Origin of the sequence: Flavobacterium pectinovorum (assembly GCF_900142715.1) — a bacterium.
Taxonomy (GTDB): domain Bacteria; phylum Bacteroidota; class Bacteroidia; order Flavobacteriales; family Flavobacteriaceae; genus Flavobacterium; species Flavobacterium pectinovorum.
Genome location: NZ_FRBX01000001.1, coordinates 534,647 through 551,800 on the forward strand (window position 1 = coordinate 534,647; position 17,154 = coordinate 551,800).

General features: G+C 33.6%; 10 protein-coding genes. 9 read left to right on the forward strand and 1 reads right to left on the reverse strand.

From position 1 onward, the window contains the following. The first annotated feature begins 188 nt into the window (after positions 1–188). Positions 189–437 carry a hypothetical protein gene (locus BUE22_RS02110; RefSeq protein ID WP_243396799.1) on the forward strand — a complete coding sequence of 83 codons (249 nt, stop codon included), beginning with the start codon at positions 189–191 and terminating at the stop codon, positions 435–437. Positions 438–685: 248 nt separating this feature from the next. Here BUE22_RS02110 and uvrA read toward each other — a convergent pair whose 3' ends face one another. Further along, a complete protein-coding gene (gene uvrA, locus BUE22_RS02115; protein WP_073393439.1) occupies positions 686–3,481 on the reverse strand; it encodes an excinuclease ABC subunit UvrA in 2,796 nt (931 codons plus the stop codon). A gap of 343 nt (positions 3,482–3,824) precedes the next feature. Here uvrA and BUE22_RS02120 point away from each other — a divergent pair, with 343 nt between their 5' ends. The 8 genes from BUE22_RS02120 to BUE22_RS23790 all read left to right on the forward strand — a co-directional run bounded on the left by BUE22_RS02120 (position 3,825) and on the right by BUE22_RS23790 (position 16,687). Then, on the forward strand, positions 3,825–6,626 hold the full coding sequence (locus BUE22_RS02120; RefSeq protein WP_317043519.1) for a triple tyrosine motif-containing protein: 2,802 nt from the start codon (positions 3,825–3,827) through the stop codon (positions 6,624–6,626). A gap of 240 nt (positions 6,627–6,866) precedes the next feature. Continuing rightward, positions 6,867–9,932 carry a SusC/RagA family TonB-linked outer membrane protein gene (locus BUE22_RS02125; protein WP_073393445.1) on the forward strand — a complete coding sequence of 1,022 codons (3,066 nt, stop codon included), beginning with the start codon at positions 6,867–6,869 and terminating at the stop codon, positions 9,930–9,932. Between the two features lie 11 nt (positions 9,933–9,943). Next, positions 9,944–11,425: a RagB/SusD family nutrient uptake outer membrane protein gene (locus BUE22_RS02130; protein WP_073393449.1), complete on the forward strand. Its 1,482-nt coding sequence runs from the start codon at positions 9,944–9,946 to the stop codon at positions 11,423–11,425. A gap of 12 nt (positions 11,426–11,437) precedes the next feature. Continuing rightward, positions 11,438–13,057 (forward strand): hypothetical protein, encoded by a 1,620-nt coding sequence (locus BUE22_RS02135; protein WP_073393451.1) that lies wholly within the window; start codon positions 11,438–11,440, stop codon positions 13,055–13,057. 11 nt (positions 13,058–13,068) lie between these two features. Further along, positions 13,069–14,742, forward strand: coding sequence for a family 16 glycosylhydrolase (locus BUE22_RS02140; RefSeq protein WP_073393453.1), 1,674 nt, complete (start codon positions 13,069–13,071; stop codon positions 14,740–14,742). A gap of 77 nt (positions 14,743–14,819) precedes the next feature. Further along, positions 14,820–15,584 carry a glycoside hydrolase family 16 protein gene (locus BUE22_RS02145; RefSeq protein ID WP_073393455.1) on the forward strand — a complete coding sequence of 255 codons (765 nt, stop codon included), beginning with the start codon at positions 14,820–14,822 and terminating at the stop codon, positions 15,582–15,584. Positions 15,585–15,907: 323 nt separating this feature from the next. Further along, the gene (locus BUE22_RS02150) at positions 15,908–16,492 is read left to right on the forward strand and encodes an RNA polymerase sigma factor (protein WP_042564113.1); all 585 of its coding nucleotides are present in this window, start codon (positions 15,908–15,910) and stop codon (positions 16,490–16,492) included. A 51-nt stretch (positions 16,493–16,543) separates the two neighbouring features. Beyond that, positions 16,544–16,687 carry a hypothetical protein gene (locus BUE22_RS23790; RefSeq protein WP_165587188.1) on the forward strand — a complete coding sequence of 48 codons (144 nt, stop codon included), beginning with the start codon at positions 16,544–16,546 and terminating at the stop codon, positions 16,685–16,687. The last annotated feature ends 467 nt before the right edge of the window (positions 16,688–17,154 follow it).

The window sequence follows — 17,154 nt, forward strand, 5'->3', positions numbered from 1 at the left end:
ATTCATTAAATAAATAATATCTTATAAAATGCAATAAAAGTAAAGTTGTAATGTTTTTATTCTGAGAGTATTACTGGTTGTTTTTGCTCAAACAAACATAATTGCAGTAATAGTTTGGTTAATATTAATTGATAATTATGAAAAAGAGTCAACTTAGTCAGGAACAGAGCTTACAGGTATTTTCTAATATGATATCAAATAAAGTTCATAATGGATTTACGCTTGAAGAAAGAAATGACAAATTGCTTTTTGCCGTTCTTTCTAAAGGAGGAAAGGTCGTTAATCATGGTCTGAATTTTACCATTTTTTGCCTGACCTTAGGATTATGGTCATTTGCATGGCTTTACCTTACTTTGGAAGCATCAAAAAAGAAAAAAATACTGGTTGCTATTGACGAGGATGGTTTGCCGTTTGAAGAAAGATGTTTGGTTGCTTAAAAGAAATTAAATTTCAAAAAATAAATTCCAAATTCCAATACGTAATTACGCTGTTGGAATTTGGAATTTTTTAATTTGGAAATATTCTTAAAACAAGATTTGCTTTCCTGCAAGGTTTTCAAAACCTTGTATGTATAGATTTAAATCACATAAAGTTTAAAATCTAAATATTGTAATACCTACAAGGTTTTGGAAACCTTGCAGGAATAAGAGCGTGATGGTTGGAATTTTTAATTTGGAATTTATTATTAAAGTTTATCCTTTAAATAAATTCCCGTTACAGATTCTTTTACTTTTACAATATCTTCAGGAGTTCCGGATGCTAATAAATAACCACCGTTTTCTCCACCTTCGGGACCAAGATCCAGAATCCAGTCGGCGCATTTTATCAGGTCAAGATTGTGTTCAATTACAATTATAGAATGTCCTTTTTCAATTAGTGCATCAAACGAAGCCATTAACTTTTTGATGTCATGAAAGTGTAAACCCGTAGTTGGTTCATCAAAAACAAATAAAGCTTTATCTTTTGTAGCCCCTTTTACTAGAAATGAAGCCAGTTTAATACGTTGTGCTTCACCGCCGGAAAGGGTAGAAGAAGATTGTCCTAATTGCACATATCCCAAACCAACATCCTGAAGCGGCTGTAATTTTTGAGTGATTTTGGTTTGTTTATTTTTTTCGAAAAAAACAATAGCATCATCAATAGTCATTGTCAGAATATCGTTGATGTTTTTTTCGTCAAAATTAATTTCCAGAATCTCTTTTTTGAAACGTTTTCCTCCACAAGTTTCACATGGCAACGAAACATCGGCCATAAATACCATTTCGACGTTTATAGAGCCTTCTCCTTTACAGGTTTCGCATCGGCCGCCATCTACGTTAAAAGAAAAATGTTTGGCCTGATAACCTCTTATTTTAGATAATTTTTCTTTGGCATACAAATCACGAATGTCGTCGTATGCTTTAATGTAAGTTACAGGATTCGATCTTGAACTTCTTCCAATTGGGTTTTGATCAACATATTCAATATGTTTTATTTGCGAAAAAGAACCTGTTATGTCGCTAAACTGACCCGCTTTTTCGGCAGCACTTTCCAGTTTTTTCTGCATGGCCGGAAACAAAATTTTCTTAATCAAGGTACTTTTTCCGCTTCCTGAAACTCCGGTAATTACCGTTAAAACATCCAAAGGAAAGGTTACATTAATATTTTTTAAATTGTTTTCTCTGGCGCCAATAATGTCAATGTGATTTTTGAATTTTCTTCTTTTCTTCGGAACTGAAATTTCTAAATCTCCATTTAAATATTTAGCGGTTAAGGATTCTGATTTTAAAATTTCATCATAAGTTCCCTGAGCGACAAGATTTCCTCCAAAAGTTCCAGCTTCCGGACCAATATCTATAATCATGTCGGCAGCTTTCATAATATCTTCGTCATGCTCAACGACAATCACCGTATTGCCTAAATCACGAAGTGAAAGCAAAACTTTAATCAGTCTTTCAGAGTCTTTTGGGTGTAAACCAATACTTGGTTCGTCGAGAATATACATCGAACCAACCAAACTGCTTCCTAATGAAGTTGCCAGGTTTATACGTTGCGATTCTCCTCCCGAAAGTGTAGCAGAGTTTCTGTTTAAGGTTAAATAATCTAAACCAACTTCTGTTAAAAATGATAGACGATTGTTTATCTCAAGCATTAAACGTTTTGCGATTTGCTGTTCGTAAACATTTAGTTCAAGATTTTTGAAAAAAGTAACCAAATGTTTAATTGGTAAATCAACTAAATCAGAAACGGTTTTGCTGCCAATTTTTACATATGATGCTTCTTCTCGTAAACGTTTTCCGCGACAAGCGTGACATTTTGTTTTTCCGCGGTAGCGAGACAACATCACACGATTTTGAATCTTATAATTTTTTTCTTCAAGTTCTTTAAAGAAACCGTTTAATCCCTGAAAATATTTATTTCCTGTCCAGATTATATCTTTTTGCTCATCTGTAAGCTCGAAATAAGGTTTATGAATAGGGAAATCAAATTTATAGGCATGTTTTACCAATTCATCTTTATACCAGCTCATACTATCGCCTCGCCAAGGATAAATAGCACTTTCAAAAACGGATAAAGAGGTATTTGGAACAACTAAATCAGCATCAATACCAATAATATTTCCGTAGCCTTCGCAAACCGGACAAGCTCCGTAGGGATTATTAAAGCTGAACAAATGCACGTTAGGTTCCAAAAATGTAATTCCGTCCAATTCAAAATTATTAGAATATGAGAATCTTTTATCTGTACCTAATTCCTGAAGATAACAAATTCCTTTTCCTTCAAAAAAAGCTGTTTGCACGGCATCTGCAAGACGATTGTAGAATTCTTCTTCATCCTTAACAACAATCCTGTCAATGATCAATAAAATATCTTTATTGTCTAATTTATGAAGATCAGTTGGCGTAAACTCGTCCAGACGAACCATTTCGTTATCAACCAAAATACGCGCAAAACCTTGTTGCAAAAGCACTTTAAGTTTATCCTCGAGTTGGCGCCCTTCTTCAAGATGAATAGGGGAAAGTAACAGCCATTTGCTGTCTAATTCAAAATTTTTTACATCAGAAACAACATCGGTAACGGTATTTTTTTTGACTTCCTGACCTGAAACTGGCGAATAAGTACGCCCAATTCTGGCAAACAAAAGTTTAATATAATCGTAGATTTCAGTAGAAGTTCCTACTGTAGAACGCGCGTTTGTTGTATTTACTTTTTGCTCAATGGCAATTGCCGGAGCAATCCCTTTAATATATTCTACTTTTGGTTTGTCTAATCTGCCCAAAAACTGGCGTGCATATGATGATAAACTCTCCACATAACGACGCTGTCCTTCGGCGTATAAAGTATCAAAAGCCAGACTCGATTTTCCTGAGCCTGAAAGCCCTGTAATGACTACAAGTTTATTTCGGGGAATAGCAACATCTACATTTTTTAAATTATGTACCTGCGCTCCTTTAATGATGATATTATGTTTGGGGTCTAGTGTAGAAAGATCAATTTGCATAAAAAAAGTCAATTTTTACAAAAGTAATCAATTTTGAATTGAGTTTTGTTAATGAGATTGTTACAAATTTTAACTAATTGCTTAGCTGAATAATTTTGTTTCACGCAGATTTTGCAGATCTGAGCAGATTTTAAATTAAAAATAAATAATCTGCGTCCATCTGCTTAAATCTTTTAAATCTGCGTGAAATAAATTACGATTCTTTGTGTATTTAAATGAAGTGAAATGCCTTTTTAGGATTCCAAAATCTATGTTTCTATGTGTTTAAATTAATTATTGTTTTAATAGAAAAATACCCTATTTTAGAACTGCTTTAATACTATTTTAATATTCTGACCAAATTTTGAAAACTAAACTTTTTATTCTTTGTTTTTTAATGGGTTTTGTCCTGTTTTCTCAGGAATTACCGCCAATTGTAAAATATCCTTCAACTGTTTACGGTGCCGGAAATCAAAGCTGGATGATTTCGCAGGACGACCAAAATCGCATGTATTTTGCCAATAATGATGGACTTTTAGAATATAATGGCACAAATTGGGAATTATATCCAACGCCAAATGAAACCATCATGCGATCTGTAAAAGTGATTGACAACAAGGTTTATACAGGCTGTTATATGAATTTTGGTTATTGGACAAGACAGGCAAACGGAAAATTAAAATATACTTCGCTAAGTGATACAATCAAGAATAAAATCCTTGATGACGAACAGTTTTGGAACATTTTAAAATACGATCAATGGATATTATTTCAGTCTTTGAACCGAATTTATATTTATGATACCAAAACAAAAAGCTTTAAAATTATTTCACCTAAAAATGGTGTTATAAAATCATTTAGCACTAAAAATTCAATTTATTATCAAACCATAAACGAAGGTCTTTTTGAAATAGAAGGAGGAAAAGGAAAATTGATTTCTGATAACCCAATTCTGAAAAAATATACAATTGTTAATGTTTTTACTATTGATGATGGTTTGCTGATTCAGACGCAATTAGATGGGTTTTATAAACTTACAGGAACAGCTTTAACGCCTTTTGCAACAGAAGTTGATGCGCAGATAAAATCGGGTTTTGTGTACAGCAGCCAACGACTTCAGGACGGAAGTTATGCTTTGGGAACTGTTTCTAACGGAATTTTTATTTTATCGAATACGGGAAAATTAAATTATCATATTTCACAAAGCAAAGGACTGAGTAACAATACAGCTTTGTCTTTGTTTGAAGATAAAGATCAGAATGTTTGGGTGGGTCTTGATAACGGAATCAATTGCATCAATCTGCAAACGCCTGTGCATAGTTTTACAGACGATACAGGGGTTTTAGGAACCGTTTACGCCTCAATCTCTCACAACGGAATGCTTTATGTGGGAACAAATCAGGGATTGTTTTGTAAAAAATACCAAAGCAAAGATAATTTTCAGTTTATAAACGGAACAAAAGGACAAGTTTGGTCTTTGTTTGCTTATGATAATACGCTTTTTTGCGCCCATGATTCGGGAACTTTTATTGTAGAAAATACTTCGGCCAATACTATTTTTAGAGGTTCGGGAACATGGAAGTTTGAGCCTTCGCCAAATAATAAAAACATTTTGCTTCAGGGAAATTACTACGGAATTTCAGTTTTAGAGAAAGTTAATAAGCAATGGAAATTCAGAAATAAAATAGAAGGTTTTAATTATTCATCAAGATATTTTGAAATAACGCCAAATCTTGAAGTTTATGTAAGCCATGAATACAAAGGGATTTTTAGATTTAAACTGGATAATTCGTTTTCAAAAATCAAAGAATTTCATGCTTATTCTTCTCCAAAAAAAGGAAAAAATGCCAGTTTAACAAAATTTAATAATGCGATATATTACGCATACAAAGGCGGGATTTTTAAATTAAATCCAACTACAAAACAGTTTGAAAAGGATAAATTATTAAGTTCTATTTTTGAAAAAGACGAATATACTTCGGGTAAATTAATTGTAGATCAGTCGAATAAAATCTGGCTGTTTTCTAAAAATTACATTCATTATTTTTCTTCAAGCAAACTGAGTAATCAGTTAAAACAGAATGTAATTCCGATTCCGTCTTCTTTAACTAATTCGATGCTGGGTTTTGAGAATATTACACAAATTTCAAAATCAACGTATTTAATAGGAACTACAGATGGTTATTATACGCTTAATATTGACGATTTGAGTTTTAAAAACTATGCTGTTTCTATATCCGGTATTTTTATTAATAAGCAAAACCAGATTTTAAAGAATGTTGTTTTAAATGATGAAGGAAGTTTTAAATCAAATGAAAATAACATTACTTTAAATTACACCGTTCCGGAATACAACAAATACATCAACTCTGAATATCAGTATTTATTAGAAGGTTTTCAGAATGAATGGAGCGAATGGAGCACGAAATCGTCGGTTAATTTTAAAAATTTATCTCCGGGAAAATATACATTCAAAGTTCGTGCGAAATATGCTAATACACTTTTGCAAAATACGGCAACTTATACTTTTGTGGTTTTAAAGCCTTGGTATTTAACCAATCTGGCGTGTTTTATTTATTTGCTGCTGTTGATTGTTATTGGTTATTTTATCAATAAAGCCTATCGTAATTTTTATCAAAAGCAAAAAGAGAAATTAATTGAAGAAAACAATCTTCTGCTTGAGATTAAAGAGCTTGAAAACGAGCAGCAATTAATGAAACTTAGAAACGAACAATTATCTCAGGATGTGGATAATAAAAATAGGGAATTGGCAGTCTCGACAATGAGTTTAAATAGCAAAAACGAACTTTTGGCTTTTATAAAAGAGGATTTAAAAAAGACTTCGCAAGACGATAATAAAAACATCAAATCTGTTATAAGAACCATCAACGATAATATTACCGAAGAAGATTCCTGGAAGGTTTTTAAAGAAGCTTTTGATAATGCCGATAAAGATTTCCTAAAGAGAATTAAACAGCTGCATCCGTTACTTACTCCGAATGATTTGCGACTTTGTGCCTATCTTAGACTGAACCTTTCGTCTAAAGAAATTGCGCCTTTGTTTAATATTTCTGTTCGAAGTGTTGAAATTAAAAGATATCGTTTGCGTAAAAAAATGGATCTACAGCATGAAATCGGTTTGGTCGAATATATCCTAGCTGTATAGGAAGTCAGAAATTCCTTCAAAAACACCTATACAAGACCACAACATTAACGTTTTCTTGTATTTATTACACTTATTTGTTAAAGAAATTAACATTATGATTTTCTAGGTAAATAGCGCTATTTTTTGTCATATATTAAATTTAAGTAATTTTTTTTGTGATGTATGTTTTTTGTTGTGGTTAGTTTTATCGTATTCTTAAAAGGATAGGATATTTTAGCTTCAATAAAAAACTAACTAATTATGAAACCAAAATTATTATTAATGGTATTGTTACTGTTTACATCTTTTGCGTTCTCGCAGACTTTTGATGTAACCGGAACTGTACTGGATGGCTCAGGTTTATCATTGCCGGGCGTAAATGTAAAAGTTAAAAGTTCGTCTCAAAGCACAACCACAGACTTCGACGGATCTTTTAAACTTAGCGGTGTTTCAAACGGCACCACACTTGTTTTAAGTTATATTGGTTACCGAACGCAGGAAGTTGTGGTTTCAGGACCAAAAGTTACTGTTAAGATGAGCGACGACACCAGATCTCTAGACGAAGTTGTTGTCATTGGTTATGGTAGCCAAAAGAAAAGAGAACTAACAGGAGCAGTTTCTGTTCTGGATAGTAAAACACTTGATATCCTGAAACCGGCAAGAATTGAGCAGGCATTACAAGGAACAATTTCCGGTGTAAATGTTACAACACAATCTGGAGCTCCCGGCGCGCCTATAGATGTTCGTATTCGTGGTATTGCTACAAACGGACAAAACGGACCCACTACGATTATTGACGGCTATGTTGGAGACCTGAATGTTTTAAACCCGAACGATATTGAAACCATAACGGTTTTAAAAGATGCTCAAGCAGCCATTTATGGAACTATTGGTGCAAACGGGATTATTTTGGTTACAACCAAAATGGGAAAGAAAAACTCAAAAACAAGAATTTCTTTTAATAGCTACACCGGATTTCAGGAAGCTTCGAGAAAATTGTCGATCCTTGATGCTACAGAATATGCTTTGTTATTAAATGAAAGTTATGCCAATGGCGGAAGAGCAATTCCTTATCCAAATGTAAGCGGTTTAGGAAAAGGAACAGACTGGCAAAAAGAAGTTTTAGGAAAAGGCGTTCCGTTATTAAACAGCGATTTGACAATTTCCGGAGGGTCTGAAAAAATTACCTATTCTATTAGTGGCTCACACCTGGATCAGGAAGGTGTTGTTGGCGGCGACAAATCAGGTTATCTGAGAAATACTGCCAGAATAGCATTAGGAGCAGATTTAAGTGATAAATTCAAACTTAAAACGAATGTAATCTATACCTATTTTAACAGAAAAACAATTAATGAAAACGGATTAGGATCTGTATTATTTAATGCCTTAAACGTACCGGCTACATTAAGTCCGTACGATGCAAACGGCAATTTTACATTAGTGCCAAGTACAACAGGATTTGGAACAGAAATTATTAATCCGCTGGCACAAATTGAAAACACATACAACGATTATAATTATAAAAAACTAAACGGAAACTTTGGTTTAGATTATAAAATTTTCAAAGGATTTGTGTTATCAAGCTCCATAGGATTTAATACCGCAAATAGTGAAAGCAAAACATTTGATCCGCAAATAAGTTATGGAGGAAAAGTTTTTGATGTTCAGAGAAGTTCTGTAACGCAAAGAACTGTAAACGATAATGACTATTCATTTGATATTTATGGAACTTATAATACTAAAATAGCAGAGAACCATAATATTACAGCAACATTAGGTAATACAATCTATAAACAATGGGGAAATTCTGCCGTTGCAACAGGTTATGATGTGCCAAATAATTCATGGGAGTTTGCAGATCTTTCTTTAACTAAAGGTTTGCCAACTGCTTTAAATACGGGTGGTTACGTTTACGATCAAAGAAGGATTTCTTATTTTGGAAGAGCACAATATGATTATAAAGGAAAGTATCTTTTTTCAGCAATGATCAGACGAGATTCCTCAACAAAATTTGGTCCGGGTAATAAAGTGGGATATTTCCCGTCTTTTACAGCAGGATGGGTTGCTTCTGACGAAGGTTTTTTTGGAGAATCACAAACGTTTAACTTCTTAAAATTCAGAGTTAGTTATGGAACTTTAGGAAATGATCAAATACCGAATAATGGGTATTTAAGTATTTTAAATGGTGAAGCAACTTATGTATTTGATGGTTTATTAGTAAATGGTGCGGCAACGGGACAAATACCAAATCCGGATTTAAAATGGGAAGAAGCCAAAAAGTTTGATGCTGGTTTAGATTTAAGATTATTCAATGATAAAGTTTCTGTAGTCGCAGATTATTTTATCGATACCAGAAAAGATTTATTAATACCAAATATTCCGGTTTCAGGAATTATAGGAGTTGGTGCTCCAGGGGCAAGTGCTCCAACAATGAATGCTGGTACTGTGAGAAATTCAGGATTTGAATTTGCAATAGACTACAAAGAGAAATTTTCAGATTCATTTTCAATGACATTAGGTTATAATGTAACCTTTCTTAAAAATGAAGTTATAGAAGTAAATAACGGAACCGGTTTTATCGAACAAGGTTCTTTTGGAGTAGGTCAACCAGCTGCAGCACGCATGGAAGCCGGAAAACCAATTGGATATTTTTATGGATATAAAACCGATGGAATTTTTCAGAATCAGGCCGAAGTTGAGGCTCATCCATCGCAATTAGCTCTAGGAGCAAATGCTTCTCCGGGTGATATTCGTTACGTAGACATAAATGGTGATGGAGTAATTGATACCAAAGACAGAACAGATATTGGCGATCCAATCGCAGATGCTACAATGGGTTTCAATATTCAGTTAAATTATAAAAACATTGATTTTGCCGTATATACATTTGCATCAGTAGGAAATGATATGGTTCGTAACTACGAAAGAACACTTTCAGATGCCAATCGTCTTGATTATGTTTTAGACAGATGGACAGGTGAAGGAACAAGTAATTCTGTACCAAAAGTAACTACAGGAGCTACGGCAAACAATGTGTTATCAGATTATTTTGTTGAAGATGCATCTTATCTCAGAATTCAAAATGTACAATTAGGATATACACTTGATCCGAAAGTGACTCAAAAAGCTGGAATTACAAAGCTAAGACTTTATGCCGGAGTAAATAATCTATACACATTTACTAAATACAAAGGGTTTGATCCGGGTGCTTCATTTGGACCTACAAATCGAGACGGAGTTTCTCAATCGCCAATTGGTGCCGGAATCGATTACGGATTTTATCCTGTTCCAAGAACTTATTTATTGGGCTTAAACATTAATTTTTAATTTCAATTAAAATGAAAAAATATTTATTTATCACTCTGGTAATGATAACATTAATTCTAACTGTAACAACTTCTTGTTCAGACGAATTTGTGAATCCAAAACCTGAATATTCAATCGACTCTGAGAATTATTTTAATTCTAAAGAAGATTACGATCAGGCATTAATTGCCACTTATGATTTGCTGCAATCAACATATGTAAATGTTTTATTGGGAGAAATTGCTTCGGATAATACATTGGCAGGAGGAGAAAGTCCTACAGATGTAATTGGTTTTCAGCAAGTAGACGACATGATCCACACCGAAGTAAACAGTAACTTAAGAGATGTCTGGAACTGGATGTTTGCAGGAGTTCAAAGAGCCAATTATATACTTGAATTTCAAAACAAAACAGATTTTGAAGGAAAAACCCAGCTTATAGCCGAAACTCGTTTTTTAAGAGCATATTACCAATTTGAATTAGTAAAATGGTTTGGTGGTATACCGATGAAAGGCGATGTGAGGTTTAAAATTGGCGATGAAAAAACAATTCCGCGTTCATCAGTTGCAGAAGTTTATGCTTCTATTGAGGCTGATTTGGTTTTTGCGTCGGCAAATTTATCTCCAATTGCAGCTCAAAAAGGCAGAGTTACAAAAGGGGCTGCTCAGGCATTATTAGGAAAAGCGTATTTGTTTCAGGGTAAATTTTCGCAGGCAGCCAGTACTTTGCAAGCTTTAATAAATACTTCACCTTATTCCTTAGAAACAGATTATAATAAAATGTTTGAATTAGATGGAGAAAACGGACCAGAATCTGTTTTTGAAGTACAGTATACAGATGTTGAAGGAGCAGGTTTTGGTTGTTTACAATGTAGTGAAGGAAACGTTGCCGTAGGTTTTAGCGGAATCAGAAATTATTCAGGACCAGTTTTCTCTTCCGGATTTAGTTTTAATCTTCCTACTCAGGAATCTGCAGATGCTTTTGAAACAGGAGACAAACGTAAAGCGGTTGCTATTTTGGATATTGCGGCTTGGGCCGGGGCTAATAGTGGAGTAACTTATGGAAAAGGAAATGAGGATACAGGATTCTTCAACAGAAAATATCTTCCAAGAAAAAGAAGCTCAGATGCTGCCGGAGATTTGAATTTAACAAACCCGAACAACTACAGAGCAATTCGTTATGCAGATGTTTTATTAATGGCTGCAGAAGCTTATAACAGAGGTGAAATCGATGATGCGAAAGCCAGAGAATACCTTAATCAGGTTAGAAGACGTGCTTTTGGAGATAATAATCATGATATAGCAGCTTCCGGAGCAGCGTTAACTGATTTTATTTTAGCAGAAAGAAGACTAGAACTTTTTGGAGAAGGACATCGTTTTTTCGATTTGGTAAGAACCGGAAAAGCAGCCGGAACTATTCCCGGTTTTACAGCTAACAAAAACGAGTTATTTCCGCTTCCAATTGAAGAAATTCAGTTTGCAAATGGAAATTGGGAACAAAATCCTGGATATTAAAAAACATCAATTATGAAAAAATTACATTCTATTATAAGTCTTTTCGTTTTGGCAGTATTTTTTAGTTGCTCAAGCGATAACAGCGATATTGATTTGGATGGCTTAGAAGCCCCTACAAATGTATCGGCTTTGACCACAGTTACGCAGGACAATACAGGTAAAGTTACCTTTGTGCCAAAAGGCGAAGGCGTAACACAATACAAAATTAGCTTTGGAGACGGAAGCGCAGATTCTGATTATATTGGAGCCGGATCAACAGTTGCACACGTATATAAAGAAGGCGTTTATAAGTCTAAAATTACGGCAATGGGACTTAACGGAAAAACTACCGAAGTAGAAAAAGAAGTAGTAGTTTCGTTTAAAGCACCAGAAAATTTAGTAGTTGAAATAACAAATGATTTAACGGTTTCTAAAAAAGTAACAGTTAAGGCAACAGCAGATTTTGCGTTGTTTTATGATGTTTATTTTGGAGAAACAGGAAAACCAGATCCAATTTCGGCAAACAATGGCGAATCTGTTTCGTATACCTATCAAAACCCGGGAGTTTACACGATTCGTGTGGTTTCAAAAAGTGCTGCCATTAAAACAACAGAATATACAGAGCAATTTGAAGCAATTTTAATTTTGGCACCAACTTCTGCAGCACCAACACCAACCAGATCTGCGGCAAATGTTATTTCATTGTTTAGTGATGCTTACACAAATGTACCAATGAGCACCTGGAGAACTTCATGGTCTGATGCTGTATTAGATGATATTAGTATTGCAGAAAATGCAGTAAAAAAATATTCAAATTTAAATTTTGTGGGTGCAGAGCCAACAGCCACAATAGACGCTTCGGCAATGACATATCTTCATATTGATGTCTGGTCTTTAGATTTTTCAGAATTCAGAATCAAATTAGTTGATTTTGGAGCTAATGGCGTTTATGAAACAGGAGGAGATAATGTTGAACACGAAATTAAAATTACAGCTCCTGAGCAGGGAAAATGGGTAAGTTTAGATATTCCTTTAAGCGATTTTACAGGATTAACAACCCGCGCCCATATTGCACAGTTAATTTTTTCAGGAAATCCTAGCGGAAGCCATACAGTGTACATAGATAATTTTTATTTCTATAAAGAACCGGCAGAGGCAATTAAATTACCACTTGATTTTGAATCTTCTACTTTAACATATACGTGGGGTGGTTTTGGAAATGTTGATGCATCAGTTATTACAAATCCAAATAAAACCGGAACCAATGTTTCTGATAAAGTTTTAAAATTAGACAAAAAATCAGGAGCAGAAACCTGGGGAGGAGCAAGCCTGAATTTAGAAAATACACTTGATTATACAAAGGGAACTACTGTAAAGATAAATGTCTGGTCGCCTAGAGTAGGTACTGATATTTTATACAAAATGGAACTTTCGACCTCTCCAAAAGATGGAAACGGTAATCCAACGGTATTTATAGAAGTAAAGGTAAAAACTACGGTAGCAAATGCATGGCAGGAATTAACCTTTGATCTTACAACGGCACCAGGTTTTAGCACAGGCATTAAATACGACAGAGTAATTTTATTTCCGGATTTTGGAAAAACGGGGGCAGGGGAAACTTTTTACTTTGATGACATCAAACAATCCAATTAAAAGAAGAAATCATGAACAAAAAAATAATCATAAAGATAGTATCCTTATTTACGATTCTCCTTATGGCGGGTTGTCAGAAAGATGATTTCGCATTTGGATCAATAGATACGCCAACAAATCTTCAGCTAACTGCTGAAATTGTTGGAAAAACAGCCGATGCTCCAGATGGAGACGGTTCAGGAATGGTAAAATTAACCGCAACTGCAGATAATGCAATTTCATATAAATATGTATTTAGCGACGGAACATCTGAAAATTCACCAAACGGCAAGTTTACCAAACGTTTTACAAAAACAGGAGTAAACACTTATACTGTAACGCTTATTGCAACAGGCAGAGGAGGAGTAGCATCAAATATTACACTTGATGTTAAGGTTTTAAGTAACTTTAGTGACGACGAAGCGGTTCAGTTTTTAACGGGTGGAACTTCTAAAAAATGGTATTGGTCAGCTTCAGAACCAGGGCATTTAGGCGTAGGTCAAAATGATGGTGATGAGACTAAAAATTTCTATCCAAACCATTATCAGGCCGGAGCTTTTGAAAAAGCAGGTTCGCCGACAAGTAGTTGTTTGTATGACAATGAATTGACTTTCTCTCTTGATGGTGACCAATTAAAATACCAATTAAATAACGGAGGAGCAACATTTTTTAATACTGCATTTGCAAGCGTAGCAGGAGGAAGTGGATCAAGTGATTCTTGTTTGACTTATGATACCGGCGGAATAAAAACCGTTTCTTTAAGTCCTTCAGAATCTGTTGTTACAAAAAATAAAGATCATGCTAAGCAAACTCGCGGAACAATGATGAACTTCTCTGACAACGGATTTATGGGGTATTATATTGGTCAGAATTCATATGAAATTCTATCTATAACAGCCAACAGAATGGTAGTTAGAGCTGTAATGGGCGGTAATGCTTCATTAGCCTGGTACCATATTTTTACGACTACAAAACCGGTTCAAAATACAGGTCCGGAAATTGATTATACCAATTTAGTTTGGTCAGATGAATTTAATGTTGACGGAGCTCCAGATGCAACAAAATGGAATTACGATCTAGGAAGAGGACCTAATAATGATGGCTGGGGAAATAATGAAAAACAAAACTATACAAATTCAGCATCAAATGTTATTGTTGAAGGCGGAAACTTAAAAATTACCGCTAAAAAAGAAGCTTCCGGAGGTGTAGATTATTCTTCGACAAGACTAAAATCGGATGGTAAATTTAAGTTTACGTACGGAAAAATTGAAATCCGCGCCAAATTGCCTATTGGAAAAGGAACATGGCCTGCAATCTGGATGCTTGGATCTAATTTCTTAACCAAACCATGGCCGGCTTGCGGAGAGATTGATATTATGGAACACGTAGGAAACAATCAAAACGTGATTTTAAGTACGCTTCATTATCCGGGACATTTTGGCGGCGGCGGAAACACGGGTTCTAAAACGATTCCAAATGTTTCGACAGAATTTCATGTTTATAAAGCAATTTGGAGTCCGGCATCAGTAACTACTTATGTCGATGATGTACAAATTCACAAAGTTGCCAATGATGCCACTCTTCCGTTTAATAGCGATTTCTTCTTAATATTAAATGTAGCGATGGGAGGAAATCTTGGAGGCACTATTGATCCCGCCTTCACACAATCGACAATGGAGATTGACTATGTAAAAGTTTATCAATAGATTATAATTAATTAGTAGAAAGTATTAGAAGGTCAGTTCAGGCTGGCCTTCTAATTTTTAAAATTTAAAACTATACGATGAAAAAAATAGTTGTACTAATAATGTTCTTAACGGTTAGTTTTTGCTTTGCACAAAAGGTAGAGAGAAAACTAATATGGGAAGAAAATTTCAATAAAAAGAAAATAAACGAGTCCTTTTGGAATTTTGAACTCGGTGATGGCTGTCCAAATTTATGCGGTTATGGAAACAATGAAAGACAAATTTATACCAAAACCAATCATGAGATCAAAGAAGGTAATTTAATTATCGAAGCCAAAAAAGAAGGAAATAAATATACTTCGACAAAAATCACAACCAAAGGCAAAAAAGAGTTTTTGTATGGTCGCATCGAAGCAAGAGCTAAACTGCCGGTTGGTCATGGTTTATGGCCGGCATTCTGGATGCTGGGTGCCAATATTGATGCCGTAAAATGGCCTAAAACAGGCGAAATAGACATATTAGAATATATTGGCCGTGATCCGCACATGGTATATACTACATTGCATACACAAGATAGTCACGGAAACACAATCAATACAAAAAGAACTGAGTTTCCAACTATAGAAGAAGGGTATCATGTTTATGCCATTGAATGGACAAAAGAAAAGATTGATTTTTTTGTTGATACCACTTTGGTATATACCTTCAATCCCGAAGTTAAAAACGAAGATACGTGGCCTTTTAATAAACCATTTTATATAATTGTAAATTTAGCTATCGGAGGTAATTTTGGAGGACCAGATGTAGATGATTCTATATTGCCTCAAAAGTATTATATAGACTATGTTCGTGTCTATCAATAAAAAAATAAATACTAATAATACTACTAAAAAGTAGGTGTAAGTTGTTTAAAATAAGATATTTAAATTATTTACGCCTCTTTTTTTAATTTGTTAAAACATTCTAATTCTTTCATATTATTAAGCACTTTCATGGCAAAGTTTAATTTTAATGTATCGTATTTGTAATTTTATTATTAATTATTACTCCATTCATTTGCTTTTTAAAAAAAATATTTGTTAAATTTGGACTCAATATTAACATAACTCACGATAGGCCTATTACATAAAATTACTTTTTAGAAAAATTACTCCAAATTTTAATCAAAAACTAAAAAAGTAGTATTATGGCTGATCTGCATATTCCAGACGCTCTATTAGTGAAAAACTATGTCGAAGGCAATGAAAATGCCCTTGCGACATTGATAAAAAGGCATGAGTCTAAGATATATGGATTTATATATTCTAAGATAGCTGATAGAGATATTTCAAATGATATTTTTCAGGATACATTTATTAAAGTTATTAAAACTTTAAAATCCAATTCATATAATGAAGAAGGTAAATTTTTACCTTGGGTTATGCGAATTTCTCACAATTTAATTGTAGATCATTTCCGCAAGACCAAAAAAATGCCAATGTATAGAGAAACAGAAGAGTTTTCTATTTTTTCAATTATGTCAGATGATTCATTAACAATCGAAAATAAAATGATTTTTGATCAGGTTGAAGTAGATCTCAAAAAGATAATTGAAGAGCTTCCTGAAGATCAAAAAGAAGTTCTTGTAATGCGTATGTATCAGGATATGAGTTTCAAAGAAATTTCAGAACTTACCGGTGTAAGTATCAATACAGCATTAGGAAGAATGCGTTATGCTTTAATGAATTTAAGAAAAATAATTGATAAACATCAAATTATTTTGACCAACTAATAATATTTTGAGCATTAGTGCGTTATACTATTATAAAACATTTTTGATAGTATGGCGAAAATTTACTCTAAGAAAGCATTAGCTTCTAAAAACTTAAAACCTAAGAAAGAAGTAGTTTCTTTTCTATTAAACTATTCACAAGCTCTTACAGTTGTGAAAATTGAAGATAAAAGTTTTGAGATTATAGCTAATTAAACAGCCCACTACTTTGGTCGGATGTTTATTTCGAAAGAAAAAACCAAATGGTCGTTTTGGTTGAAAGCTCACTATTTGTATGTAAATACAGGTAGTGAGTTTTTTTTTTGCCGTAATTTTAAGTCTCTTTTTTCTGTTATTGTTATCGTAATGTTTTCTAATTTTTAATAAAATAATTTTCAGGATCTCCTCTTGATTTAATGCCTGAGTTTGTTAAAGTTTGATATTTTAAGTAATTTTTATTGATTTATTCAATATTTGTTTTATTTTAGTTAAAAAGTTTTTTTTTATTCAAGTAAATTACTTTATTGAAGAGTTTTTCGTATTAAAAAACTTTGAATGCTAAAAATTGCTCAAAAGTAAGCTAAATATCAGGTAAATAAATGTTTAACCAATAACCAATAATATATGAAGAAAAATTACACTACTCAATTTCATTTTATTTGTTGTGCATCTTAATGTTATTG

What these genes read in the sequence shown, in the direction of transcription:
- BUE22_RS02145 (WP_073393455.1), top strand. Translation starts at nt 14,820, where the DNA reads ATGAAAAAAATAGTTGTACTAATAATGTTCTTAACGGTTAGTTTTTGC.
- uvrA (WP_073393439.1), bottom strand. Translation starts at nt 3,481, where the DNA reads ATGCAAATTGATCTTTCTACACTAGACCCCAAACATAATATCATCATT.
- BUE22_RS02130 (WP_073393449.1), top strand. Translation starts at nt 9,944, where the DNA reads ATGAAAAAATATTTATTTATCACTCTGGTAATGATAACATTAATTCTA.
- BUE22_RS02110 (WP_243396799.1), top strand. Translation starts at nt 189, where the DNA reads ATGATATCAAATAAAGTTCATAATGGATTTACGCTTGAAGAAAGAAAT.
- BUE22_RS02125 (WP_073393445.1), top strand. Translation starts at nt 6,867, where the DNA reads ATGAAACCAAAATTATTATTAATGGTATTGTTACTGTTTACATCTTTT.
- BUE22_RS02150 (WP_042564113.1), top strand. Translation starts at nt 15,908, where the DNA reads ATGGCTGATCTGCATATTCCAGACGCTCTATTAGTGAAAAACTATGTC.
- BUE22_RS02135 (WP_073393451.1), top strand. Translation starts at nt 11,438, where the DNA reads ATGAAAAAATTACATTCTATTATAAGTCTTTTCGTTTTGGCAGTATTT.
- BUE22_RS02140 (WP_073393453.1), top strand. Translation starts at nt 13,069, where the DNA reads ATGAACAAAAAAATAATCATAAAGATAGTATCCTTATTTACGATTCTC.
- BUE22_RS23790 (WP_165587188.1), top strand. Translation starts at nt 16,544, where the DNA reads ATGGCGAAAATTTACTCTAAGAAAGCATTAGCTTCTAAAAACTTAAAA.